At 63.7% G+C, this 25,079-nt stretch carries 19 protein-coding genes; 10 read left to right on the top strand and 9 right to left on the bottom strand.

All coding sequences use genetic code 11. The annotated features are described in order from the left end of the window. The first annotated feature begins 6 nt into the window (after positions 1-6). Positions 7-1,629 (top strand): efflux transporter outer membrane subunit, encoded by a 1,623-nt coding sequence (locus CAL28_RS02690; RefSeq protein WP_369597657.1) that lies wholly within the window; start codon positions 7-9, stop codon positions 1,627-1,629. A gap of 121 nt (positions 1,630-1,750) precedes the next feature. Continuing rightward, a complete protein-coding gene (locus CAL28_RS02685; protein ID WP_094839858.1) occupies positions 1,751-2,938 on the top strand; it encodes an MFS transporter in 1,188 nt (395 codons plus the stop codon). Here the strand turns inward: CAL28_RS02685 and CAL28_RS02680 are convergent. The 3 genes from CAL28_RS02680 to CAL28_RS02670 are packed head-to-tail and all read right to left on the bottom strand — an operon-like array spanning position 2,935 to position 5,798. After that, positions 2,935-3,405: a LamB/YcsF family protein gene (locus tag CAL28_RS02680; RefSeq protein WP_094839857.1), complete on the bottom strand. Its 471-nt coding sequence runs from the start codon at positions 3,403-3,405 to the stop codon at positions 2,935-2,937. The two genes, CAL28_RS02685 and CAL28_RS02680, sit on opposite strands and share 4 nt — an antisense overlap. 1 nt (position 3,406) lies before the next feature. After that, positions 3,407-4,780, bottom strand: coding sequence for an arylsulfatase (locus CAL28_RS02675; RefSeq protein ID WP_094839856.1), 1,374 nt, complete (start codon positions 4,778-4,780; stop codon positions 3,407-3,409). 31 nt (positions 4,781-4,811) lie between these two features. Continuing rightward, entirely contained in the window at positions 4,812-5,798 is a 987-nt protein-coding gene (locus CAL28_RS02670; protein WP_254925965.1) for a Bug family tripartite tricarboxylate transporter substrate binding protein, read from the bottom strand. A gap of 213 nt (positions 5,799-6,011) precedes the next feature. On the opposite strand from CAL28_RS02670, the gene CAL28_RS02665 reads away from it, so the two are divergent. Then, positions 6,012-7,013, top strand: a complete 1,002-nt coding sequence (locus tag CAL28_RS02665) for a LysR family transcriptional regulator (protein WP_094839854.1) — start codon at positions 6,012-6,014, stop codon at positions 7,011-7,013. Here CAL28_RS02665 and CAL28_RS02660 read toward each other — a convergent pair. Beyond that, a complete protein-coding gene (locus CAL28_RS02660; RefSeq protein ID WP_094839853.1) occupies positions 7,004-7,942 on the bottom strand; it encodes a LysR family transcriptional regulator in 939 nt (312 codons plus the stop codon). The two genes, CAL28_RS02665 and CAL28_RS02660, sit on opposite strands and share 10 nt — an antisense overlap. A 153-nt stretch (positions 7,943-8,095) precedes the next feature. Between CAL28_RS02660 and CAL28_RS02655 the strand changes: the two genes are divergently transcribed. Then, entirely contained in the window at positions 8,096-9,091 is a 996-nt protein-coding gene (locus CAL28_RS02655) for a Bug family tripartite tricarboxylate transporter substrate binding protein (RefSeq protein ID WP_094839852.1), read from the top strand. Positions 9,092-9,112: 21 nt separating this feature from the next. Continuing rightward, positions 9,113-9,997, top strand: a complete 885-nt coding sequence (locus CAL28_RS02650) for an MBL fold metallo-hydrolase (protein WP_094839851.1) — start codon at positions 9,113-9,115, stop codon at positions 9,995-9,997. Here CAL28_RS02650 and CAL28_RS02645 read toward each other — a convergent pair. Together CAL28_RS02645 and CAL28_RS02640 are read right to left on the bottom strand one after the other, a co-directional pair. Next, positions 9,984-11,123 (bottom strand): Fic family protein, encoded by a 1,140-nt coding sequence (locus tag CAL28_RS02645; protein WP_094839850.1) that lies wholly within the window; start codon positions 11,121-11,123, stop codon positions 9,984-9,986. The two genes, CAL28_RS02650 and CAL28_RS02645, sit on opposite strands and share 14 nt — an antisense overlap. 142 nt (positions 11,124-11,265) lie before the next feature. Next, positions 11,266-12,684: an aminotransferase-like domain-containing protein gene (locus tag CAL28_RS02640; RefSeq protein WP_094839849.1), complete on the bottom strand. Its 1,419-nt coding sequence runs from the start codon at positions 12,682-12,684 to the stop codon at positions 11,266-11,268. Between the two features lie 122 nt (positions 12,685-12,806). Here CAL28_RS02640 and CAL28_RS02635 point away from each other — a divergent pair, with 122 nt between their 5' ends. From CAL28_RS02635 to CAL28_RS02625, 3 genes are all read left to right on the top strand, one after another. Then, complete coding sequence (locus CAL28_RS02635; RefSeq protein WP_094839848.1) at positions 12,807-14,096, top strand: hydroxymethylglutaryl-CoA reductase, degradative; 1,290 nt, start codon at positions 12,807-12,809, stop codon at positions 14,094-14,096. Positions 14,097-14,187: 91 nt separating this feature from the next. Next, a complete protein-coding gene (locus CAL28_RS02630; protein ID WP_254925964.1) occupies positions 14,188-14,682 on the top strand; it encodes a hypothetical protein in 495 nt (164 codons plus the stop codon). Beyond that, positions 14,679-16,067, top strand: a complete 1,389-nt coding sequence (locus CAL28_RS02625; RefSeq protein WP_094839847.1) for a tripartite tricarboxylate transporter permease — start codon at positions 14,679-14,681, stop codon at positions 16,065-16,067. Before CAL28_RS02630 ends, CAL28_RS02625 begins: the two co-directional genes overlap by 4 nt. Here CAL28_RS02625 and yddG read toward each other — a convergent pair. After that, positions 16,064-16,993, bottom strand: a complete 930-nt coding sequence (gene yddG / locus CAL28_RS02620) for an aromatic amino acid DMT transporter YddG (protein WP_094839846.1) — start codon at positions 16,991-16,993, stop codon at positions 16,064-16,066. The two genes, CAL28_RS02625 and yddG, sit on opposite strands and share 4 nt — an antisense overlap. A 418-nt stretch (positions 16,994-17,411) precedes the next feature. Between yddG and CAL28_RS02615 the strand changes: the two genes are divergently transcribed. Both CAL28_RS02615 and CAL28_RS02610 read left to right on the top strand, forming a co-directional pair. Beyond that, positions 17,412-18,569 (top strand): STY4528 family pathogenicity island replication protein, encoded by a 1,158-nt coding sequence (locus tag CAL28_RS02615; protein ID WP_176463849.1) that lies wholly within the window; start codon positions 17,412-17,414, stop codon positions 18,567-18,569. 600 nt (positions 18,570-19,169) lie between these two features. After that, positions 19,170-20,033 (top strand): integrase domain-containing protein, encoded by an 864-nt coding sequence (locus tag CAL28_RS02610; protein WP_094839844.1) that lies wholly within the window; start codon positions 19,170-19,172, stop codon positions 20,031-20,033. Between the two features lie 15 nt (positions 20,034-20,048). Here the strand turns inward: CAL28_RS02610 and CAL28_RS02605 are convergent, their stop codons facing one another. Both CAL28_RS02605 and CAL28_RS02600 read right to left on the bottom strand, forming a co-directional pair. Then, a complete protein-coding gene (locus CAL28_RS02605; protein ID WP_094839843.1) occupies positions 20,049-23,180 on the bottom strand; it encodes a type III restriction-modification system endonuclease in 3,132 nt (1,043 codons plus the stop codon). A gap of 11 nt (positions 23,181-23,191) precedes the next feature. Beyond that, on the bottom strand, positions 23,192-25,075 hold the full coding sequence (locus CAL28_RS02600; protein WP_176463848.1) for a site-specific DNA-methyltransferase: 1,884 nt from the start codon (positions 25,073-25,075) through the stop codon (positions 23,192-23,194). Positions 25,076-25,079 lie beyond the last annotated feature (4 nt).

The following is a 25,079-nucleotide window of genomic DNA, read 5'->3' as shown; positions in this document are numbered from 1 at the left end:
TTCGCCATGTTCCTGCCCACGAGTATCCGGTCTTCCCCGCGCCGCGACAGGCGGCGCCCGCGGCGCATGCTGTGCGTATCCCTCGTGGCCGCGATCCTGACAGGCTGCGCGGTGGGCCCCGACTACCAGGCACCGGCCGTGCAGGCGCCGGCCTCCTGGCAGGACTGGCGCAGCAGCCCACGCCCCGGCGATCCCGCCGTGCCCGCCGCGCCGCCCGGCACGGCGCCGCTCGCGGATCGCTGGTGGACCCTGTTCGGCGACACCACGCTGGACCAGTTGCAGACACGCGCGCTGCAAGCCAGCCCGGACCTTCAAACCGCGGCCCTGCGTTTCGCGCAAAGCCGCATGCGGCGCGTGACAGTGGCGGCGCAGCGCGGGCCGATGCTGGATGCCAGCGGCGCCGCCACGCGCCAGCGGCAAAGCGAGTATTCCGCCGGCACGCGCCTGGCCGGCGCGGTCGCGCCCGCCAACCGCCAGGAGCTGGTCTCGGTCCTCAGCTCGCCCTTCACGCTGTACCAGGCCGGCTTCGACGCCTCGTGGGAACTGGACTTGTGGGGCCGCGTGGGGCGCGCCATCGAGTCGGCCGATGCCGACGTCGACAATGCAGCCGCGCTGCTGGACGAAGTGCGGCTGGCCGTCGCCAGCGAATTGGCGCGCGATTATTTCGAACTGCGGCTGACGCAGCAGCAACGCGACCTGCTGGACCAGGATATCGCGGCGGCGCGCGACAGCCTGGCGCTGTTGCAGGCGCGCGCGCGCGGCGGGCTGATCGATGAACTCGACGTCAGCCGCCAGCGCGGTTTGCTGGCGGACCTGGAAGCGCGGATGCCGACCCTGCGGGCGCAGGAAGCCGCGCTGATCAACCAGATCGGCCTGCTGATGAATGCGCGGCCCGGCGAATTGACGCAGACCTTGGCCGCGCCGGCGTCCGCGCCACTGGCTTCCCTGCCGGCACGGCTGCCGGATCTTTCTCTCGGCCTGCCGTCACAGGTGGCCTTGCGGCGTCCGGATATCCGCGCCGCCGAAGCCCGGTTGCATGCCGCCACGGCGGATATCGGCGTGGCCGTCGCCGACCTCTATCCTCGCATCACGCTGGGGGCGACCTTCGGTTTCGAATCCTACGAAGGCGGGCGCTTCGGCGATTGGGGCACGCGGACGTGGAGCATCGGACCTTCCCTGTCCCTGCCCATCTTCGATCAGGGGCGTCGGCGCGCCACCATCGTCCTGCGGGAATTGGCGCAGCAGGAGGCAGCCGTCACCTACCAGCAAACTGTGCTGAAAGCGTGGCAGGAAATCGACGACGCCCTGACCGGCTACGACGCCGAACGCAGCCGCAACGCGCGCCTGCGGACCCGGGAAGACGCCAGCCGCGAGTCCTACGAACTGGCCCGCGCCCGCTACGCGCGCGGCCTGACCGATTTCCTGGTCGAGCTGGATGCCGAGCGCACATGGATCCAGGCGCGCCGTGACCTGTCCGACAGCAACCACCAGCTGTTCCTGCGCCTGATCGCCGTATACAAGTCCGTCGGCGGCGGCGACAGCGACGGAATCGCCGCAGCAGCGCCCACAGCCACCCCGCCTGACCCTGGCCAGGCATCCACGCCGGCCCCAAATGCATCAAGGTCATAAATATATGGATTGGAGAAATAAGTTATCGTCCCGGTCCTAAGCCACCGACCGGCGATGCGCTGCGTCCCCGCACATATGGACGCGCCACGCGCGGTGGCCACCATGGGATGGGGACACCGTTTTGGGCAGCACACTCGTTCAAGGCAATCTGGCGCGGCTGGCTGTCGCGCAGGCGCTGGCAGGCGCCAATACCACCGTTGTCTACGCCACCGCCGCCATCATCGGCAACACCCTGGCGCCCGATAAATCGCTGGCGACCATGCCGATTTCCGTCTTCGTCGTGGGCATGGCCCTGTCCACGCTGCCGGCGGGCGCCATCGCCCAGCGCTACGGACGGCGTGCCGCCTTCCTGCTCGGCACCGGCTGCGGTGTCCTGGTGGGCCTGCTTTCCGCCTGGGCGATCCTGACCGGCAGCTTCTGGATGCTGTGCTTCGCCATGCTGTTCGGCGGCGCCTACGCGGCCGTCGTGCTGTCCTTCCGCTTCGCCGCCGCCGAATGCGTGCCCGCGCCGCAACGCGCGCGTGCCCTGTCCACCGTCATGGCGGCCGGCGTGGTGGCGGGCGTGCTCGGCCCGCAACTGGTCACCCACACCATGGACCTGTGGGCACCCCACATGTTCGCCGTCACCTACCTGGCGCAGGCCGGGGTGGCGGTGGCCAGCGCCTTCATCCTGATGGGCGTGAAGCTGCCCATCCCCACCGCCGCCGAAAGCGCCGCGGGCCGCCCGCTGGGGCAGATCGTGCGCCAGCCCGCCTTCATCGTCGCGGTGATCTGCGGCGTCATCAGCTATACGCTGATGAACTTCCTGATGACCTCCGCGCCGCTTGCCATGCGGCTGTGCGGCCTGCCGCAGGAAGCGTCCAACCTGGGCCTGCAATGGCATGTCATCGCCATGTACGGCCCCAGCTTTTTCACCGGCCGTTTGATCACGCGCTTCGGCGCGGGACGCGTGGTCCTGGCCGGCCTGCTATTGACGGCGGCGGCCGCCGCCACGGGCCTGCACGGGCTGTCGGTGGGCCACTTCTGGACCTCGCTCATCCTGCTGGGCCTGGGCTGGAATTTCGGCTTCGTCGGCGCCTCCGCGCTGGTGCTGGAATGCCATCGGCCGGAGGAAAGGAACAAGGTCCAGGCCTTCAACGACTTCCTCGTGTTCGGCACCATGGTGCTGGGCTCGTTCTCGTCCGGCGGCGTGCTGACCAACTACGGATGGGACATGGTCTGCTGGATCGCCTTCCCGCCCCTGGCCATCGCCGTCGTGGCGCTGGGCACGCGGCGCCGGCTGACGGCGCGGACGATGGCCAAGGCCTAAGGCACGACGGAAACCCCGCAATCGCGCGCCACGCCGCCGCCCGGGCTTGCAGCCACGCAAACCAGCGATACGCCCGGAAAGAGCCGGTAGAGGGTGCGCGCCACCACTTGCGCCGTCCGTTCGTCGGACGACACATCCATCGCCAGGGCGCCATGGCACCTGACGGCCGCCAGCTTCGATCCCGCGCTTTCCGCCAGGGCGGCGATTGTCGCGACCTGCGCGAGGAAAACGTCGCACAAGGCCACATCGTCCAGGTAGAAGGACTCTTGTCCCAGCGCCAACCCATCGGGATAGCGGACCTGCGCACCGATGGCGACGCCTTTTTCCGCCAGCGCGCGTATCGTCCGGCCCATCGCCACCGCGTCGCCGGAATACGCGACATATCCGGTGGCAACGCCGTCTGCCGGACCGCCTGCCTCGTCGCTTCCGGTCGCCGGCACCGCCGCCCGCTCGTCAGCGGCGTTCATATCAACCCGCCTTGGCCAGTGGCGGCGGCTGGAAATCGTCCGGCGCGCCCGGTGGAACCGGCGGATTCGCCGCCAGCGATTGCTGGAATGACTGCACCATCCTGCGTATCGGACCGCGCACCCAGCCCTGCGTCGTATTGACGTCGCTCTCTTCCTTGGGATCCTGCACGACATTGAAGACGTAGGGCGTCTCCAGGTGATTGGCACCCGCATTGGGCTCGACTTCCCAGACGAAATGCATCTTCCAGTCGCGCCATTTGGCGGCCCGCATTTCCGTCTTGATGAAGTAGACGAAGCCCTCGCGGTTGGATTGCTCCTTCTCGCCCAGCAGGAAATCCAGCTGGTCGACGCCGTCGATCACGCGATCGGCTGGCACGTCCGCGCCCACGATATGCGCCAACGTAGGGAACAGGTCGACCACGTGCACGATCTCGTTGGTGACGCGGCCGGCCGGCACACGTGCCGGCCAACGCACGATCAGCGGCACGCGCAGCGCCCCTTCCATGGCGGTGTGGTAAGTGCCCGTCCACATTCCCGCGCTGCCGCGCCAGGGACGCCGGTACTCCGGGCCGTTGTCGCTGGCGAAAATGAATACCGTGTCGTCCTCGGCGCCCGTCGCGCGTACCTGGTCCAGGATCTGGCCGACGCGTGCATCCATCTCCACCAGGGAGTCGGCGAAGTCGCCCTTGCGCGTGCGTCCTTCGAAATCCCGGTGCGGGATGGTGGGGAAATGCAGCTGCGTCAGCGGCACATACAGGAAATACGGCTTCTTGCCCGCATGGCGGCCGATGAACTCGCAACTGCGCCGTGCCAGCTCCGCATCGATGCGGCGGCGCATTTCCAGATCGTAAAGTTCCCGCTTCTCCGCCGGCTGTCCCTTGCGGCCTTCCATCACATAGGGCGGCTCCACCACGGCCGGGTCGAAGCCGACGGCGTCCATGAACATGCTTTCGTTGGTGGTCCGGGGGATGCCGTACCACTCGTCGAAACCCTTGTCCTTGGGGTAGCGGCCCTCCTTGTCGCCCAGATGCCACTTGCCGAACATCGCCGTGGCGTAACCCGCGTCCGACAGGACTTCGGCGATCGTGCGTTCCCACGGAATGATCCCTTGCGGCAGCCCGGCCGGCACGGACTGCAGCGCGCCCGTGCGGATGGGATGGCGGCCGGTCATCAAGGCCGAGCGTGTCGGCACGCAATCGCTTTCGACGTTGAAGTTCAGGAAGCGCGTACCCTGCTCCGCCAGTTCGTCGATACGCGGCGTGGGCGCGCCGCGCAGGGCGCCGCCGCCATAACAGCCCAGTTCGCCCCAGCCCAGGTTGTCGGCCAGTATCAGTACGATGTTGGGCGTTTTCTTGCCTTGCGTTGTCTGCTTCACGAGTGTCCTGCCTTCGATAAGCCGCGGCGCGCTACTCGAGCCGCAACGAAAGAGTGGTGATCAGGTGCTGCCACTGGTCCACCGTATGGGCCAGGAACGGATCGAACTGCGACGCCGGTATCGGCCGCACATCCAGCCCGCTTTCCTTGAGCTTGTGTGCGATCTCCGGCTGCGCCAGGATCTTCGTGACCTCATCGGACAGGCGCTGGACGATCTCCGGCGGCGTCTGCTTGGGTGCGACCAGTCCCACCCATTGGGTCAGGACGATGTCGCGGTAACCCAGTTCGGCCAGGGTAGGAACATCGGGCAGTTCGCCATTGCGCTTTTCCGAGGTGACGGCAAGGATGCGGACGTTGCCGGACCGGTATTGCCCGATGACGGGCGCCAGGCCCAATACGGCCGCGGGCACCTGGTTGCCGACCAGGTCGGTGATGGCCTGCCCGCCACCCTTGTAGGGCACATGCGTCATCTGCACGCCGGCCTCGCGCGCCAGCCATTCGCCCGCGATCTGTTGCGCGGTCCCCAGGCCCGATGTCCCGAACGCAATCGTGCCGGGCTTCTCCTTCGCGGCATCCAGCAGGTCGCGCAACGTTTTATAAGGACTGCGGGCGGAGGCCGCGACGACGATGGGCTGGTCCGCGATCATCGACACGCCCGTCAGATCGCGCTTGAACTGCCAGGGCATATCCTTGCGAACGACGTTCAGGATGGTCGCGGTGTCCGAGGCGATCGCCAGCGTATAGCCGTCCGGCCGGGATTGCACCGCCGCCTGCATGCCGATGGCGCCCGATGCGCCAGGGCGGTTCTCTACCACCACGCTTTGATTCAGCGCCTTGCCCAGCTCGACCGCCAGCAGCCGGGCCGCCGTATCGTTGGTGCCGCCCGCCGCCTGGGGGACGATAATGCGGATGGGCTGGTCCGACGGCCATGCCGCGCGCGCCGCGCCGGCGCCTCCCAGCCACAGGATGGAGGACGCGGCGGCCACCGCGCACATATTTTTCCAACGCCACGTTCTCATGGATTTCCCCTTGCCGGCGCCCTTTTCGGGTCCGAGCTCAGAATGCGCGCCCTCGAGTGGGACGCCTATGTACCGAAAACCAGTCTATCGGCCCGGGGGTGACAACACATAATCGAATAATCCGATTTCGTGAAAGCTTTTGGTTATCATGGCCCCGAAGCATCCGGCGTCCGTTGCCCCGACCTCGATGCGCCGAACAAGCAAGGGAACGCCATGCCGTCGCATTCGCCCATGGTGCTATCGCACCTGAAATTCCGCCATCTTCTGCTGATCGAATCCTTGATCGAGCATGGCAGCATCCACAAGGCCGCCAGGCAGCTCAATGTCAGCCAGCCCGCGGCCACGGCCATGCTCAACGACCTGGAAAACCTGGTGGGCATGCCGCTGTTCGTCCGCAGCCGCCAGGGCGTCACGCCGACCGCGAACACCCAGGCACTGCTGGGTGGCATGCGCACCATCCTCAATGAATTCGACCATCTGTCATCCGTCATCGGCCGCCTGGCCGCCGGGCGTTCCGCGCTGTTGCGCGTGGGCGTCGTTCCGCAGGCCTTCATCGCCTACCTGCCCAAGGCCATCGGCCTGTTCCGCCGCGCCGGCGGCTGCGCCATCCGCACCCACGAAAGCACCGCGCGCCAGCTGTTGGAGATGCTGGTCGCCGGGGAACTCGATTGCGTCGTGGGCCGCCTGCCCAATGCCAGCGCTGCGCTGGCGCACGCGGCCGGCCAGTTGTCCTTCGTCAACCTGTACGAGGAAGAAATCTGCATCGTGGTCGGTAGGGACAATCCGGCGATCACGCAGGCAGGCATGGATTACAAGACCCTGGCGCGCTGCGAATGGGCCCTGCAACGTCCCGATTCAGCCGTGCGCGCAGCCCTGGCCGAGGCGTTTCTGCGCCACGGCGTGCAACCGCCGGAACCGGTCGTGGAAACATCGACCTATATCCAGAACCTGGCCATCGTCGCGCAATCCGGGCTGTTCACCGTCGCGCCGCGCCGCGCCGCCGCCGTGCATCAGGAACTGGGGCTGGTACGCATCCTGGACATGCGGCTGGATGTCGTGCCCATGCAGGTATGCCTGATACACCGCAAGGCGTCGGAGCGGGATCCGACCTTATCGTTGTTCCAGCAGGCCTTTCTGGAGAGCATGCACACCGGCGAAGCGCCACACGCGCCCCGCAAAGGGCGCCGGCGCGCGGCCGCGGCGAACTATCGGTAGGTAACCGAACGCGCCAGTACGCCGCGCACGACGTCGCGCAGAATGCCCGCAGCCGGCAGGCGCCGACGTTTCGCCAGCGTAATCAATCCAACCGGCGGCATCTTGAAGGGCGCCGGCAACCCGATCGCCTTCACGCCGCCCCACTTCTCCAGTTCCGTCGCGATATCCAGCGGCAGCAGGCCGAGGGCCGCGACATTGCCGCTGATGACCGTATGGATCAGCCGCGCCGACGTCGTTTCGACGCGGGCGGACGGCGGCGTAGCGCCACGCGAGACAAACAATTGCGCGAAGGCCAGCCGCGTCGGGCTGGCCTGCGGCGGCAATACCCACTCATGCCGATGCAGCGTCTCCAGCTTCAAGGCTTTTTCCTTTGCCAGCGGACTTCGGGCATTGACGAGGACCGACGCACTTTGCGTGAACAGCTTTTCCTGAAGCAGTTCGTTCGCCGCGGTGTCCACGGAAATTCTGCCCAGCACCGCATCCAACTCCTGGCGCCGCAAGGCCGAGACCAGCTGATCGGTGGAAGCTTCGTAGGTACTGATGGACATCGCATACTGCCCGGCGGTCAATTCCTTCAATATCGCCCGCATCAATTCATTCGAGACAAACGGAATAACGCCCAATCGCAAATGCGTGCCCCGACCTTCTTCGAAGGCCAGCAGCTCGCCTCGCAGGCCTTCCGCTTCGGCCAACAGCAGGTCCACCCGCGCCAGGATTAGGCTGCCCAGGGGCGTTGGTTCCAGGCGCGCCATGCGGTCGCGTGAAAAAACCTGCGTCCCCAGCGCGGTTTCGATATCGCGCAAGGCGCGGCTCAATGCCGGCTGTGTGAGCTCGCGCTTGTCGGCAATGGCGGTCAGGGAGCGCACGGCGGCGATTTCACGCAACAGTTCGAGATCCTTGATGCGCAGCTTGGAAAACAGAGAGTCCATGGGTCATTCGCGATGGGGCGCCGGTCGGGGCGGGAAGCGGAAGCGGAAGCATGCGCCCTGCATGCCCCCTCAACATAACGATTATGTTATGGCATTAACCGTCATAATAATAAGAAAATCATGGTCGAACATAACAGAACCAAGGGGAATCCTATGCAGCCCGCTCGAACCGCATCCCGCCGAACCCTGCCGGGCGCCATCGCCCTGTGCATCGCCACCTTCGGCGCCGCCCTGCCCGCCCATGCAAACGGGTATCCCGACCAACCCATACGTATCGTCGTGCCCTACGGACCGGGCGGCACCGGCGACGTCATCGCGCGCTTCGTCGGCAAGCGATTGTCGGCCGACCTCAAGCAATCCGTGATCGTCGAAAACAAGGCCGGCGCGGCCGGCTCCATCGGCGCGAACTATGTGGCACATGCCGATGCGGACGGCTATACGCTATTGCTCGCCTACACGTCCGAAATGGTGATCAACCCCCTGGTCCAAAAAGGGGTTGCCTACAACGTCACGCGCGATTTCGCGCCCATTGCGCTGGCAGGCTCCACGCCACTGCTGCTTGTCGCCAATCCGGCGGTACCCGCCAAGGACATCGATAGCCTGGTAAAGCTCGCCAAGGACAAGCCCGGCACCATCACCTATGCCACCGCCGGCACGGGCAGTCCGGCCGATATCGCCGGCGCGCTGCTCGCCAAGGACGCCGGCATCAAAATCCTGCCGGTGCCCTATAAGGGCGGGAGCCAGGCCGTGACGGATACGGTCAGCGGCGTGGTCAATATCTATTTTTCCGGAATGCCGCCCGCGGTGCCCTTCGTCAAGAGCGGCAGGTTGAATGCGCTGGGAGTCACATCCGCCACTCCCAGCCCGGCGCTGCCCGACGTCCCCGCGCTTGCCGCCAAGGGATATCCACGACTGGATCTCGCGGGCTGGTTCGGCTTCTTCGTTCCCAAGGGAGTGCCGGCGGACCGGCAGCAACTGCTGCATGACCGCATTATCGCGGCGCTACAGGCCCCCGAAGTCCGGCAAGGGCTGGCAGTACAGGGCGTACAGACAGCCAATATGTCCGTCGCCGCATTCGCCGACTTCGTGCAAAGCGAACAGCGCAAGTACAGCGCGCTGATCAAGGAATTGAATATCTCGGCCGAGTAACGGCGAACAACAGGAAGCACCATGGAACTATGGCTATTGGGCACCGGTACGCCCACCCCCTCCCTGCGCCGCATGTGCTCGGGCTATGTCGTCAGAATCGGCGACGACTATCTGGTCTTCGATCATGGCTTCGGCGCGCATCACCGCCTGCTGGAACTGGGCATACCGGCCACGCGTGTATCCCACGCTTTTTTCAGCCACCATCACTACGACCACATGGGCGATTATCCTCGCCTGTTGCTCACACGATGGGACCAGGGTGCCGGCAAGATCCCCGAAATGCATGTCTACGGGCCGCCCCCCTTGAAGCTGATTACCGAACGGCTGATCGCCGACGACGGCGCCTTCGGCCCTGACCTGATCTCGCGCACGCAGAACCAGGCCAGCATCGATGTCTATCAGGCGCGCGGCGGGGTCGGCCAGCGCGCGCGGCCGGCCCCCGTCCTGCACGAAATCGCCGACGATGCCACGGTGCAGGGCAAGGGATGGACGGTCCGCGTCGCGCCGGTCAATCATTTCGCGCCGCACCTGGTGTCGTACGGCTACCGGCTGGATGCGGACGGACAGTCTTTCGTCTACTCCGGCGACACCGGCCCAAGCCGCGCGCTTTCGGCATTGGCGCAGGATTGCGACGTGCTGGTGCATATGTGCCACTACATGTCAGGCACCGCCCCCAGCAAAACCTTCGCGGCGTTCACCATGGGGCATATGGAACTGGCGGAAATGGCCGCCGCGGCCAACGTGCGCAACCTGGTGATTTCCCACGTGACGGAACAGTTCGACCGGCCCGGCCTGCGCGAACGCATCGTGCGGGAGATTGCGCAGGTCTACAAGGGCCACATCTTCTTCGGCGAAGACCGGATGCAGATCCCGTTCTCCGGACCGGCGGCGGTCAAGCTGGATTGACGGGTCGGGGGCGCGCCAGCTCATAGCTGGTACTGCGCCCCCCTGCCGCCGAACGTTGCAACACGCCGGCCTGCACCAGTTCGTTGATGTCCCGCAATGCGGTGTCGGGCGAACACTTGGCAAGCGCCGCCCACTTGCTGCTGGTCAACTTGCCGTCGAAGCCGTCGAGCAAACGGTTAAGCACCTTCACCTGACGCTCGTTAAGCGAGGCGCCCGACAGACGCTGCCAGAAGCGCGCCTTGTCCAGCACGGCGTCCAGCGCGCGATGGGCGTGAGCCACGGCCTCGTCCAACATTCGCAGGAACCACAGCAGCCAGTCCGTAACATCCAGCGTTCCCTTCTGGGTGCGTTCCAGTATCTCGTAGTAGGCTTTGCGCTCGCGCTGGATCTGCGCCGACAAGCTGTAGAAGCGCTGCGGGCTTCCCTCGGCGCGCGCCAGCAGCAGATCGCCGATTGCACGCGCGATGCGCCCGTTGCCGTCATCGAAAGGGTGCAGGGTGACAAACCACAAATGCCCCAGGCCGGCACGCAACAGTGCCGGTTCTTCCGGCGTTGGCAGGTTCACCCATGCCAGGAACTGAGCCACCTCCTGTGGCAGGCGGTCTGCCGGAGGCGCCTCGTAATGCACTTTCTGGCGACCGACGGGACCGGAAACGACCTGCATAGGGCCATGCCGATCGTCCCGCCACGTTCCGGTGGCGATCTTGCTCAGGCCGGAATAGCCGGTCGGAAACAACGCGGCATGCCACGCAAACAGCCGATCCGCCGTCAACGGCCGGGCGTAATGCGTCGTGGCGTCGAGCACCATTTCAACCACGCCCTCCACGTGGCGATCCACGGGAGCCAGGGAGCCGATGTCCACACCGAGGCGGCGAGCGATGGAAGAACGCACCGAAGCGGCATTCAGATGCTCGCCTTCGATTTCGCTGGTCCCGACCACGTCGTCTGTCAACGTCGCCAGACTGGCCTCGGCGCGCAGGCCCGCCCCGACATCGGCAAGGCGGCCCAAAAGCAAGCCTTGGACATGGCTGGCGCGCGCCAGTGGGTCGGCGAGCTCCGCCAGCTCGTAGCGCCAGTCCGGCCAAGCGTTCGCCTGCCAGATATAGAGATAATCTCCGCAATTCATGCGGAGATTGCCCACGTTATTCGCCGCGCGGGCAACCTTCTCCGCGAAAAATGCGGCGAATCTCTACATCATCGCCGCAAAGGCGACTCAAGTCGCTGCCGATCCCAGGCATTCCCGCCGACCGATGATCGCCACACGGCCCTCACACCAATCGCGCGCGCAACGCCCTGCGGAAGCGGTCGTCCGCCAGCGCGCCGACGTTGCAGCGGGACCAGCGCGATACCTTATCGGCATCGACACTGAACACGCGCCCCGGTGCCAGCAGGATCTTTTCCGGCATCAATTCGCGCGCCAGCGCTACCGTGTCCTCGATGCCGGGAAACGCGGACCATAGGTAGAGCGAACTTGCCGGGCGCGTGAAGACCTCGGCGCCCAGCTCATCGAGGACCTGCAGCGCCCGCGCCGTCGCCGCCTCCAGCCGGCGGCGCAGGCGGAACAGGTGGCGCTCGTAGTGCCCTTCGCGCAGCATCACATCGACCATGCGTTCGCAGTATTCGGAACTGCTCACGTGCACCAATGCCTTCAGGTCCGCCAGATCGCTCGCCAGCGCGGAATCGCAGGCGATGAACCCGACCCGCAGCGCGGCGGAAAACGATTTGGAAAAACTCCCGATATAGATCGTGCCCGCGAGCTGGTCCAGCGCGGCCAGGCGTACCGCCGACGTCGGCTTGAAATCGGCGAGCGGATCGTTTTCCACCACTTTCACGCCATGTGCCTGGCATAGCTGCAGCACCCGGTACGCCTTTGCCGCGGAGATGTCCGATCCCGTGGGATTGTGCGCCAGCGACTGCGTAAAAAAGAGCCGCGGCTTATCGCGCGCCAGCAGGCGCTCCAGCTCCGCCAGGTCCGGCCCGTCCGGCAGGCGCGGCACGCCCAGCATGCGCGCGCCCGCCAGCTTCAGCTTGCCGAACAGCGGGTAATAGCCGGGATCGTCCACCAGCACGGCGGCCCCGGGCGCGACGAAATAGCGCACCAGCAAATCCATGGCTTCGTTCGCGCCGTGCGTCAGCACCACCTGGGACGCCGACGCCTCTACCCCGATATCGCCCAGCTTGCGGACCAGGCTTTCACGCAGGGGCGCATAACCGAAGCGGCTGCCGTAGCGGAACAGGCTGCCCAGTCCCGTGCGGACCACCTTCTGGTGATAGCGGTCCATGCGCATGTCGGCCAGCCACTCCACCGGGGGAAAACCGTCGCCGACGGCGACCGCGTCGGGTTGCGTTTTCAACTGCTCGCGCATCAGCCACACGATATCCATCGCCCGGCTCAACTGGCCCGATTCTTCCTCCACCGGCTTGCGCGCGTAGTGCCGGTCCGCCACATAGAAGCCCGAGCCACGGCGCGGCTCCACCAGCCCCCGGGCCACCAGCATCTCGAACGCGACGACCACCGTGTTCTTGGCATAGCGGTGCAACTGGGCCACTTCGCGCAGCGACGGCAGTTTGTCGCCCGCGCGGTATACGCCATCGGCGATCTGTTGCCCGATCAGGCGCGCCAGGCCTTCCGCGATGGGCGCGTGCCGCCTGCTCCGCGCCGCTTTGCCGCTGTCATCCCCGTCCACGATGGCCGCTGCCCTCCTTCGAAATTGGTGCAGTGCGATGGTACTGTTGGCCCAAACTGTACCTGTCAATGGCGGTACAGTTTACCTAGCATCGACCCGTTGATTCTCATAGGGAGCCATTCATCGTGGTCGATTCGCGCCTCTCCAATTTCCGCGCCCTGTCCCCGCCCGAGCGGCTGGAGGCCATCGTGCGCGCCGTCGATCTGAACGATGAGGAAAGAACTGCCCTGGCCAGCCCCGGCGCCCTGGCGCTGGATCGCGCCGACGGCATGATCGAGAACGTCATCGGCACGTTCGAGCTGCCGATGGGCGTCGCCGCCAATTTCCAGGTGAACGGCCGGGATGTGCTGGTGCCCATGGCGGTCGAGGAACCCTCGGTCGTCGCCGCGGCGTCCTATATGGCCAAGCTGGCGCGCGAATGCGGCGGCTTCGAGACCTCCAGTACCGACCCCGTGATGCGGGCCCAGATACAGATCCTCGGCCTGACCGACCCGCAAGGCGCGCGCCTTGCCCTGCTGCGGGCCAAAGACCGTATCCTCGCGCTGGCGAATAGCCGCGACAAGCTGCTGGTCGAACTGGGCGGCGGCTGCCGCGACATCGAAATCCACATCTTCGCGGATACGCCGCGCGGCCCGATGGCCGTGGTCCATCTGATCGTGGACGTGCGCGATGCCATGGGCGCCAACACCGTCAACACCATGGCCGAGGCCGTCGCGCCGCTGGTCGAGGAAATCACCGGCGGCTCGGTGCGGCTGCGCATCCTGTCCAATCTGGCGGACCTGCGGCTCGCGCGGGCGCGGGTCAGGCTGACGCCGCAAGCGCTGGCCACCCGGGAACGCGGCGGCGAGGAAATCATCGAAGGCATCCTCGATGCGTGGGCGTTCGCCGCCGTCGACCCTTATCGCGCCGCCACCCACAACAAGGGCATCATGAACGGCATCGACCCCGTCGTCGTCGCCACCGGCAACGACTGGCGCGCGATCGAAGCCGGCGCGCATGCCTATGCCGCGCGGACGGGCCGCTATACCTCCCTCACCGCATGGGAGAAGGACGCGTCGGGCGCGCTGGTCGGCTCGATCGAGATGCCGATGGCCATGGGGCTGGTCGGCGGCGCCACCAAGACCCATCCGCTGGCGCGGGTGGCCTTGAAGATCCTGGGCGTGCGCTCGGCGCAGGAACTCGCGGAAATCGCGGTCGCCGTCGGCCTGGCGCAGAACCTGGGCGCCCTGCGCGCGTTGGCGACGGAAGGCATACAGCGCGGCCACATGGCGCTGCATGCGCGCAATATCGCGCTGACGGCGGGCGCGACCGGCAAGGAAGTCGACACCATCGCACGGCGCATGGCCGAAGAAAAAGACGTGCGCACGGACCGCGCCATGGCCTTGCTGAAAGCACTGCGGGAGCACGGGTAGTATCGGCGGCGACCGCCATCACAGTAGAAGAATGACGACCGGCACCGGGCTCGCCGCCCGCGCCGGCCGCAACCAGAAGGAGGAGACAACCATGAGCATGGACCCCATCCCGTCCGGGCAGCATGCCGGACCGCCCCGCGACCCTGCGTGGCGGCTTGCCGAAGTATGGAGCGATACCGTCGACCTGCGCCACCTGGCCTGGTCCATCGTCATCGGCGTCGCCATCAGCGTGGCCGCTTTCGTCGCGGCCGGGCACTGGCTGCGCGGCCTGGCATCGTCCGTGGAGCTGGCCCACGCCTATGCCATGCTCGCCGGCCTGGCGGGCAGCGTGATCGCGGGCGTGGTGTGCGCGCGACTGTTCCCGCCCAAGCGCGAAGTGGTCGAGGACACCTCGCTGGCCGACCCCGCATGGCGCGAGGAAGTGCTGGCCGAACTGGCCAACGAGCCCGGCGGACTCGGCACCCTGGATGACCTGCCCCCTGCGGCCTTGCAGGAACTGCGCGAGCTGGGACTGCAAGAATTCTTCGCCGGACAAGTAGAGACAAGAACCCCGCGCACGGCGCGCGCAAAGGAGGCGCTGGCATGAGCGACCCCGCATTGTTCAACCAGATCCTGGCAGCGGCCGCGATGGGCCTGGTCGGCGCGGTGGTCTTCGCCGCCATCGGATTGATCTCCGGCACCGACGAAACCACCACCATCGCGCCCCTGACCCTGCTCGTGGCCTTGCTGGGCGTCCCGCCCGCCGGCGTCTTCACGTTCTTCCTGGCGGGCGCGGTGGCCAAGCACATGACCCACGCCGTGCCGACGGCGCTGCTGGGCATTCCGGGCGACACCATGGCGACACCGCTGCTGCAGGACGCCAACATGCTGCGCAAACTCGGCGTGCCGCATATCGCCCTGCGCAAGATGATCTCCGGCGGCATCATCGCCGCCTTCGTCGCCGTCCCGCTCGCGGTCCTGTTCGCCGTCCTGCTCGCGCCCTTCGGCCCGGCCATCACGCGATCGGCGCCCTGGATCTTCCTGGCCGCCGCCGTACTGATCGCCTACTTCTCCGCCGGCCGCTGGGCCTCGGTGGCCCTGCTGGTGCCTTTCGTGATGGTCATCATCGCCCTGCAAAGCCTGACCGCCAAGTACGGCGTCAAACTCAGCGTCAGCTATTTCCTTGGCATCGCCATCGGCCCGTTGATCGCCGACCTGTTCGCCGTCATGTCGCCGCAGGGCCGCAAGCGGATGGCTCGCGAGCAGGTACGCTCGCTATCGCTCGCGCCCGATGTAAAGGGCTGGTCCGGCTACTTCCCCAACCCCTTCAAGGTCCTGGATCGCACCCAGACCCGCTGGACGCTGGCCACGGCGGCCATCTCCAGCGCCACCTTCGTCTTCAGCCCGGTCGCGATGACCGTGGTGATGGGCGAAATGGTGGGCTCGCGCGTCCGGCACGCGTATCACCGGCTGACGACGGTACTGAGCGCGCGCAACGGCGTCACGGAAGCCACCTACATCGCCGAAGCGCTGATTCCCCTGATCGCATTCGGCCTGCCGCTAAGCCCGGTCGCGGCCGGACCGGCGGCACCGCTGTTCAACGCGCCGCCGCGCTTCACCGTGGACAGCGCGACCGGCCAAACGCAAAACCTGCACAACCTGATGAACCATTGGGAGTTCCTGGGATACGGCATGCTGGCCGTCATCATTGCCTCCCTCGTCTCCTATCCCTTCGCGATGAACTACGCCCGGCGCGCCGCGCTGTTCGTATCCCGCAAGGTCAGCCACGAGGCCATCATCGCAACCTTCGTCGGCCTGATCGTGGTGATCAGCGTCTGGGAAGGACAGCTCCTGGGCCTGCTGGTCATCCTGACGATGGGGCTGCTGGGCGGCCTGCTTTCCCGCGCCTTCGCGTTCAACACAGGTGTCCAGTTCATGGGCTATTACACAGCGGTACTGACAGTGCCCGCTCTGGTCAAGTTGATTACTTAGCCGCCACTGCCGGTTCGTTCGACACTGCCGGTTCGTCGATGCCGGGATCGCGACCGCGTCGCCCACCAGCACATCAACGAACCGGCGCACACCATCGCCGCGCCGTTCCAGTATCCCGCCGCCAACGGCGCCGACAGCAGCACCGCCGCCAGCGCGGAGGAAAAGATCGGGATGAAATACGACGCCACGGCCAGCACCGCGATATTCCCGTGCAGGATGCCGAAGTTCCAGGCTGCATAGCCAAAGCCCATCGCGGCGCCAGCCAACACGATCTGCACCGCCACGCTCCAGTCCAGGTGCATGACGGTATCGCCGCCCACCAGGAACTTGATCCAGAACGCCAGCGCCGTCAGCGCGAAGAACAGCGTCACCTGGCTCGCCCCATTCGCCATCCTCGCCGTCACCGTGCAATAGGTGGCCCAGATCAGCGCGCCCGCGAACGCCAGGCCGTAGCTGAGAGGATTGCCGCGGATATTCGCCATCGTGGCGGCGAGGCCCAGTCCCTGGGCGCCACCCTGCGCCCACCACACGCCCATGAAGGCCAGCAGCACGCCGGGAACGATCCACACCGTGGATTTCTGCTTGTTGAATGCGACGGCGAAAAGAATCGTCAGGCTCGGCCACAGGTAATTGACCAGGCTGACTTCAATGGCCTGGCGGCTGCTGGTCGCATACCCCAGGGAAAGCGCCAGGCACAGCTCGTAGGCAACGAAGGACAAACCGCCGGCGAACAGATAGGCGCGCGGCGATGCCCGACGTGGCGGGATGCCTACCGTCAGGCGCAGCAGGATGGAACCCACCGTAAAGATCAGCGCCGCCCCCGCGGACGGCCCCATGGCCTCGGCCACGCCACGTAGCAACGCGACGATGGAGCTCCACAGGACCACCGCGATAAGGCCGATCAGCGTTGCCCGGGTCTTCGTCATGTCTGCGTGGCTAGTGACGTTCTGTATGAACGTGCTCGTTGGCGCTTACAACGTCGCCATCCATAGGTGGCGACGGGCTCGACGCTTCCCCGGCGAGCCGTGCAACGCCGGGGAAGGACGGCATCGGATCGTCAGACGTTGATCGCACGTTTAAATATTGATCGGTCGGCAAAGGGCCGTGAATGCTAGGTTTCGCGGGGAAATCGGGCCACCGCCTTTGCGGGAATCGCTGAAAGTACCCCCAGTTGTACCCCCAAGGGGTATCAGGATGATAAATCAGTCTAGATGGCGATGCCAGCGCTGCGCCTGCCGGATAAAACGGGTACGGCGCAAACCGCATTGTTGGCTGACGCATGGAACGGTACGCGATGAGATGCAGGGGAACGGGCCGCTGAGGCCCAGACCTCGGAGAACTCTCATGGCAGACCACCACACCCATCACAACCCGCTGGGGCAAGATGCCCTGTTCACCACGCCCGCCTCGCTCATGCTCGATGCGCGCCTCACGCCATTGGAGCGCAATGGCTGGCAGGTTCTGCGGATGCTGCGCTCTGCGGAGGGCATCAGCCCGCTGGCAAACCTGGGGCAGTTGCGCCGCTATGTCACCTCTACCCCGCTGGGGCAACGGGCCGGATACGAAACCGCCTGGCGCGTCCTCGTCGTGCTTCGGCTGACGGGGTGGATCAGTCTGGTGGGTCAGCACCGCGACCCTCTGACCAGTCATGTGCTCAGCGAGCTGTATCAGGTTCACGAAAGCGCCCTCAGCTTCCAACAGGCCTGCACGCTCGATGCCAGCCTGCCCGCGCTTCTGCAATCTTCCATCGGCCACGAAAACAACCAGGTGGATCGGGTGGCCGTCCACATTCAGGCAACGCTGGCGCAGGCACCTGAAGCCGCATCCATTGCGAGCCACAATCAGCGCCACGATGACGATGATTTGCCCCCTACGCCGCCGTCGCAGGCTAGCGAGGCAGCCGACTCACTGCCATTGCCTGGCGACTCCGCTGGCAGCACGCTTGCTCCGCAACAGACCGGATACGCTCGCCACATGACGGCTGAACAGGGCAGTGCGTATAAGACGTATATGTATAAAAAAGAACGTACGTACCACGCGCGCGAAGGCGACGGCCATCCGGCATCGCAGTCGGTGAGCTTGCGGCCTTGCCTGAGCAATGCCCAGGCCGATCAGCAAAAAGACGTGCAGGCCGCCTTGCGGCGGCTGCCGCCGCAGCATCGCCAGGAAGTGCTCGACGAGTTGCAGGCACGCAGCCAGAGCGGCACCGTACGCAATGTCGTGGCCTACTTCTTCGCCTTGGTGAAGCGCGTCTTTGCGGGCGAGTTCCGCTTGTGGGCAGGTCGTAAGGAGACATCTGCCGCCTCACGGCCTGTCGAAAATCGGCCTGCTGGTGTGCCACGCACCGAACACCGCCCAGAACCGACTGCGCCACCGGCATCGCGTGAAACCGCCCTGGCGCACATCGCCAACATCCGCAAGATGCTGAATGCCCCGACGAACGCTGGGGACATCGCGGCACAGGCAATGCAGGCCAGGGGATGGCAGCCGCATCCTGTGTAGGACATGCTGCCGCAAAATGGGTTGTCACTGCACTCCGCAGTGACGACCCGCGCCACACCACCAACAATGCAGGCAAAAGCCAGTTCCTATTGCGTGCGGCCTACATGATGATGACCGCCCTACACTGACCGGGCAGTTGCCAAGACCGATGGGCTTCGTACATCGGCATGCCCAACAGCGCAGGTTCCCGCAAGCTCTGGCCTGCCAGGGCGGAACCACCCCAGGTATGCCCGGGCCCCGACCGCATACCGGCCCTACCCAGGGCAGAGCCTTATTCGTCTGTTGAACTCATCCCTATCGCGCCGCCTGGCGCGCTGTCCTTCGCGGCAATTGCCTATGCGCAACGCACAGGGTTGCCGCTGCATTTCTCATCCCACTCACTTCATAGGAGGACTCGTCCACGTTCACATCACTTTCGTCTTGTAGTACCTCCGTCCGGGCTCCCAGCAGGGAGCAAGACGGACGCCTCATTCGAGGCTCTGGTGTCTCCTGAACACCATGCCCTTGCCCTCACGGGATCTCGCCTTGGCGAGCTGGCACCAACACTAACCATTAAGTTTCAGGGCAACGTAGTACGGCGCTTTACTGGGAGGCTGCAAAATGGACGACTTGACCTATACCCTGCGGCAGCTCTGCCGGCGCAACCGTGACGGTAGCTACAACACACCGGCCGACCGTATGCGTTCGCTGTCGCTGGCCGCGCGGCAACTGCGCGAGGCCGGTTTGCGGCAGATGAAGGCATCGTCGCTCAAGAGTAAGCAAGCCCAGGCGCTGCTGGAACGATGGCAGAGAGAAGGCTTGTCGCCAGGCACCATCAAGAATCGGCTCTCCCACCTGCGCTGGTGGGCCGAAAGGATCGGCAAGGCCGGCATCCTGTCGGCGGACAACACACAGCTTGGCGTACCCGAGCGCCGCTATATGACCAACATCAGCAAGGCCCAGGAACTGGGCGCAGGTCTTGAACAAATCACCGATGCCCACGTGCGCATGAGCCTTCAGCTACACGCCGCATTCGGATTGCGTCGGGAGGAGGCAATCAAGTTCCAGCCCAGTTACGCGGATCGGGGCGACCACATCGCCCTCAAGGGATCTTGGACCAAGGGCGGTCGGGAGCGAACTGTGCCCACCACCACGACGGAGCAACGCGACGCGCTCCACGCAGCACACCGCCTGGCGGGCACAGGGTCATTGATCCCGGCAGACAAGACCTACATCCAGCAACGGCACGTCTACGATGGACAATGCAAGGCGGCGGGCCTGAGTCATATGCATGGCCTTCGCCATCAGTACGCGCAAAGCCGCTATGAGGCTCTGACGGGGTGGCCCGCACCAGCAGCGGGTGGACCACCCGTCAGGACGTTGAGCGATACACAGCGAACCCAGGATTCCGCAGCACGACAAATCATCAGCCGAGAGCTTGGGCACGAACGGCTGCAAGTTACGGCTGTTTATCTCGGAAGATAAACAGCTTGGCCTCCGCTACTTCACCACCTCCATCAGCTTGCCGAAACTGTCCACCACATCGTACTTGACGTTCTCCGGGGCGTAGCGGCGGTTCATCTCATCGAAAAACTTGCGTGCGCACTTGATCTTGGTCTTTTCGATCTCACGCAGGTCCATCGAGGACATGGACCCTTTGGTTTCCGCCACGAAATAGATGTGCTTGACAGCGCCTGCCTTAAAACTAATCGCCCAGTCCGGGTTGTAGTCGCCCACGGGCGTGGGAATAAGGAAGCCACGTGGCAACTTGGCATAGACCACCACTTCATTTGCTGTGTCCAGCTCTTTCACGAACTCCCGCTCCACCTTCGAATCCGTCAGCACATAGTCGTAGATGTGTCGATGGAGCTTGTCGCCGGCCTTGCTGAAGTCCTGCTTGGTCTGCCCGGCGGTAAAGATATCGAGGTCGAATTTGTCCTCGACGGGATCATAGGCCAGGTGTTCGATGATGACCGTGGCCTTCTGTTCGTTGATGAGTCGTGTGGCTTCGGCGATGAAACTTTCCGGGTTGGTCTTGAACTGCGCAAAAACCGCGACGTTAATACCCTTGAGGATTTCCGCCACCATGCGGCGAGTCAATTGTGTACCTTCGGCCAGCTTGCCGATCAGGTCGTACTTGACCGCAGAATGAATCGACTGCTTGTTGTATTCCGTCTTCGTTTCGGAAACCTTGAAACCATCGCCACGCTTTAGCGCCTCGCCAGTCACCTGGTCGATCTGTTCGCCAGCCTGGATGGCGTATTGCAGCGGGGTCACGCGCAGGGCTGCGTCCAGCTCCTTGACCGCCTTTTGCACCAGCTCGTCCGAGTCGAAATCGACACTGTAGGCCGCCTTGCGGTTGATGCGGTTCCACAGCGCCTTGAACTCCTGCTTGTCAAAATTGGCGTTGAGCGGGTTCTTCTTAGGTTTACGGTCGTCGCCAATGTCGGGCAACTGGCTGGCACTGAAAACACTGTCGATAAGCTGGTACACCTGCGCGGCGTGCGGCTTCAGTTCGTCTGGCAGATCGGTCAGCGTTCCAGCCTTCTTGGCCTCGTGATACGCAGCCGCGATCCGATCTGAATCGTCTGTGTAGTCGTTCTTGACCAGATAGCGGTAGATTTGCTTAGCCAGTTGCGGCGTAACCGGCACGTCTCCGGCCGCCGTTCTCAACACCTTGCCGGTGAAGTATTCCTCGTTTGCCACGCGCGGACGTTCCGACAGCGAATCGCTGATGTCCTTCTGCAGCGCGGCAACAAAGTCCTTGTAGCTCTCACTGGCGACCACGGTCAGCACGTTCACGTCGTGCACGGTAGCCGGGTGATCCATCCGGTCGCCTGTCTGGTTGACGGACAACCGCAAGCCACGTCCCACCTCTTGTCGGCGTGTGACCTCGTTGTTGTAGTCGGGATGCTTCAAGAAGCAGATCACGAAGACATTAGGATTGTCCCAACCTTCGCGCAGGGCCGAGTGCGAGAAGATGAAACGTACCGGCTCTTCAAACTTGAGGAGTTGCTCCTTCTTTCGCAGAATCAGGTCATAGGCATCCACATCGTCCGACAGGCCTTTGTTTTCACCTGTCTTTGCAATGCTCGGATCAACATCGCGCTTGCTCTTCTTGTCGATGGAGAAGTATCCGCTGTGGGTCGTGTCGGCCGAAATACCCTTCAGGTACCTGACGTAGGCCGTCTCGTCCAGATCGAGCATCTCATTCAGGTACTGTGTGTACTCCTCTTCAAAAATGCGGGCGTATTCACCCTTTTCGTCCACCTGTGCGTAGTCGCGGTACTTGGCCACCTCGTCGATGAAGAACAGGGTCAGCACCTTCACACCTTGCAGGAACAGCGCCTGCTCCTTGTCGAAGTGTGCCTTGATGGCCTCACGAATCTGGATGCGGCGCAGCGTCGCCTCGGTCACGTCGCCGGTGGCGTCGCCCACCGTCAGCTCCACGCCATTGGTAAAGCTCAGGGTGTCGGTGTTGGCGTTGATGTCCGTCACCATGTAGTTCCGGTACTGATCCAACCCGCCCGACAGGTCGAACAGGTTGTCGCCCTTACCGAGCTTGCGTACCACGCGCTTGATGGCGCCATTGGCGAGCTTTTGCTCAAACTCCACGCGTGCCTCGGGCGGCTTTTTTCTCGAAATTTCGATGGATTGCAGGTACAGATAGCCCGCCGTGCCCGCCAGCCCCTTCACTGCGATGCCGCGCACGGCAATTTTCTTCACCAGCTTTTGGTTGTAGGCGTCCAGCGCATCCAGGCGGTGAATTTTGTTGTGGGTGGTCTTGTGGGTCGCCGAATAGCGCAGCACCATCAGCGCCTTGAATGCCTCTAGCGATTTCAGCGTCGCCGTACCCTCCATCTTCTGCGGCTCATCCAGAATCAGGATGGGGCGGTTGGCGCTAATGATGTCGATTGGTTTACGTGATTGGAAATCATCTAGGCCAACCATTTCAGTCTCGCCTTTGGCATTCACCCTTGGCGTTCCGTATATGCGGCGAGCGTCTTCCCCTCGTGAGGCGAACGCCTGCACGTTAATCACCATCACGTTTATGCCCGAATCCGACGAGAAGCTCTCCAGGTGGTGCAGTTGCTTGGAGTTGTAGATGAAGAAACGCGCCTTCTTGTGGTACGTCTCCAGGAAGTGCTCGGCCGTGATCTCCAACGACTTGGCCACGCCCTCACGGATGGCGACGCTGGGCACGACAATGATGAACTTGCTCCAGCCGTACAGTTTGTTCAGCTCGAAGATGGTCTTGATGTAGCAGTAAGTTTTGCCAGTGCCGGTCTCCATCTCGATGTCAAGATTGACCTTGGCCACCTTGGTTTTAACCAGCGTATCCGACAACGGCAGGTTCTGCCCCCGCTGGACGGCCTGGATCTTGTCCAGCAGCGCTGTTTCCGACAGCGTGAAGTCGGCGTTGCGAAACGCGGCTTCCTTTTCCGCTGCAGCTTCAGGCGAAGCGGCCTCCAGCGCGAGCGCCGCTTGCGGGCTCTCTGGGGCTACTTTCTGGTTGCCCGGGTCGAGCCGGTAGCGAATACCGCCGTGATGTGGAACCTGCCCCTTGAAGCAGTCCACCACCGCCTCTACGGCGGCAGTCTGGTAGGCCTGCGTCTTGAATTTCAGCTTCATCGCCGTCCCCCTCAGATGCTCTTCACTTCGGTGGATGGCGACAACAGCTTGAAGATCTGCTCGACGTTGATCTTGACGGCGCTGTCTTTGAAGCCCGCATCGCGGAACACCACGCGCAGCGGCTTGTGCGTGGCCAGTTCCTTGACGAAGGCTTCGTCGATGCCGCCGTGCGCGTCAAAGCAGGCGGCGAGAGCGTCGCCGTCCACGAAGAACACATCCTTGCCCTGGATGGCCTTCTTCTCGATGGACAGGGCAAGATCAACGCCCCAATCCAGCATCACCTGAAACAGCAGGTCTTCCGCTGTGCGATCAGGCTTGATGTTGTCTACGAATAGATCAAGATTGGCCTTGTCCAGCGCGTCGGGGGAGTAATACACATCGGCCATGTTGGACGTGTCGATCTTGAGGACGCGGAAACCAGTATCTTGGTTCCATCCTTCGTTCGAATCAGCGGCAACTACCTTCTTACCGGCGTGCCGGACACGTTCCATTCCGAGATGCGCAATGTCCCTGTAGCCCGCCTTATAAGCCTCAGTATCCGATGCAAGAGCTTCGGGCAGTTGAACAAGGATAAAGCGCCGCTCACGTCCGTCCATTGCATTCAATTCAATAACGGCCTCAGCCGTCGTTCCAGATCCCGCGAAGAAATCCAGAACGATGCCTTCGTCACATGAAAGTTGAATGAGTGTTTGGATCAGTCCAACCGGCTTTGGTGTGTCAAATACGGCACGCCCGGAAAAAAGTTCTTTCAAGCGGTTCTTTGCGCTTTCGTTTGTACCGACCTCTTCCGCAAAGAAAATGCTCTCGGGCGTAAGCCCTCGTTCTTTTGCATCAAGATACGTCTTTATACGAGGAACACCGTTCCCGTCCTTGCCAAACCAAATCTTTCCATCGGCGATCTCTTTATTCATCACCTTCTCTGTATAGAGCCAGCAACGTCCGCTCTCGAGTTCATGTTTCTTGCCATTTGGTGCCGTCAAAACGTAGAACTGATCCTTAGTACCGTGCCCAGCTTGCGCATGGGCCGGGTCTGACTTCCACAGTCCACGCGGGTCGTTGTCAGGATTCTTATAGTTTGCCAAAGCCTTTGCAGACATCGGCAGCTGCTTGAGAGCCCGTGTGCCTGGCATTTGGTTTCTTGCATAGCACACGACATAGTCATGACGCGATGAAACCACCTTTCTGTTCTCCCTATTCGTCCGCTTTTCCCAGACAAAGTTGGCAACAAAATTGGCTTCGCCAAAGATCTCGTCGCAAAGCCGAATGAGATTTGCAATCTCGCTGTCGTCAGCAGAAACAAATATCACACCATCCTCGGATAGTAGGTTTCTCGCAAGTCTGATACGCGGGTAAAGCATTGAAAGCCAGTCCGAGTGGAAGCGCCCATTTGCATCCGTGTTGGCAACCAAACGCACTCCGCTATCATCGATCTGATTGGAGCGAACAAGAAAAGTGCGAGCATCCTCTGCAAAATCGTCCTCGTAGATGAAGTCATTGCCCGTGTTGTACGGCGGATCGATATAGATCATCTTCACCTTGCCTAGATACGTCTCCTGCAACAGCTTCAACGCATCCAGGTTGTCGCCTTCGATGAACAGGTTCTTCGTCATATCGAAGCCCACGCTTTCCTCGCGCACCGGGCGCAGGGTCTTGGCAATCGGCGCATTGGTCGTCAGCAACGCCTCGCGCTTGCCCGGCCAGTTCAGGTGATAGCGTTCCTGCGGCCCTTCGACGATGGAACTGGATAGTTCCTGTCTAAGCTGGTCGAAGTCCACCGCCAGCGTCACACTGCCGTCCTCGCCTCGCGCCTCGGTCACGCAGCCGGGGAACAGATCGCGGATGCGCGCGATGTTGTCTTCGGTCAGATTGGGGGAGTGCATCTTCAGTTTATCCATATCA

It is taken from the genome of Bordetella genomosp. 11 (genome assembly GCF_002261215.1).
Classification (GTDB): Bacteria; Pseudomonadota; Gammaproteobacteria; order Burkholderiales; family Burkholderiaceae_B; genus Bordetella_C.
This window is presented reverse-complemented; position numbering and strand designations above follow the sequence as displayed.

Coding starts and splice junctions, on each gene's coding strand:
- CAL28_RS02650 (WP_094839851.1), top strand. CDS start 9,113: ATGGAACTATGGCTATTGGGCACCGGTACGCCCACCCCCTCCCTGCGC.
- CAL28_RS02605 (WP_094839843.1), bottom strand. CDS start 23,180: ATGAAGCTGAAATTCAAGACGCAGGCCTACCAGACTGCCGCCGTAGAG.
- yddG (WP_094839846.1), bottom strand. CDS start 16,993: ATGACGAAGACCCGGGCAACGCTGATCGGCCTTATCGCGGTGGTCCTG.
- CAL28_RS02610 (WP_094839844.1), top strand. CDS start 19,170: ATGGACGACTTGACCTATACCCTGCGGCAGCTCTGCCGGCGCAACCGT.
- CAL28_RS02645 (WP_094839850.1), bottom strand. CDS start 11,123: ATGAATTGCGGAGATTATCTCTATATCTGGCAGGCGAACGCTTGGCCG.
- CAL28_RS02670 (WP_254925965.1), bottom strand. CDS start 5,798: ATGAGAACGTGGCGTTGGAAAAATATGTGCGCGGTGGCCGCCGCGTCC.
- CAL28_RS02680 (WP_094839857.1), bottom strand. CDS start 3,405: ATGAACGCCGCTGACGAGCGGGCGGCGGTGCCGGCGACCGGAAGCGAC.
- CAL28_RS02660 (WP_094839853.1), bottom strand. CDS start 7,942: ATGGACTCTCTGTTTTCCAAGCTGCGCATCAAGGATCTCGAACTGTTG.
- CAL28_RS02665 (WP_094839854.1), top strand. CDS start 6,012: ATGCCGTCGCATTCGCCCATGGTGCTATCGCACCTGAAATTCCGCCAT.
- CAL28_RS02625 (WP_094839847.1), top strand. CDS start 14,679: ATGAGCGACCCCGCATTGTTCAACCAGATCCTGGCAGCGGCCGCGATG.
- CAL28_RS02615 (WP_176463849.1), top strand. CDS start 17,412: ATGGCAGACCACCACACCCATCACAACCCGCTGGGGCAAGATGCCCTG.
- CAL28_RS02600 (WP_176463848.1), bottom strand. CDS start 25,075: ATGGATAAACTGAAGATGCACTCCCCCAATCTGACCGAAGACAACATC.
- CAL28_RS02630 (WP_254925964.1), top strand. CDS start 14,188: ATGAGCATGGACCCCATCCCGTCCGGGCAGCATGCCGGACCGCCCCGC.
- CAL28_RS02690 (WP_369597657.1), top strand. CDS start 7: ATGTTCCTGCCCACGAGTATCCGGTCTTCCCCGCGCCGCGACAGGCGG.
- CAL28_RS02655 (WP_094839852.1), top strand. CDS start 8,096: ATGCAGCCCGCTCGAACCGCATCCCGCCGAACCCTGCCGGGCGCCATC.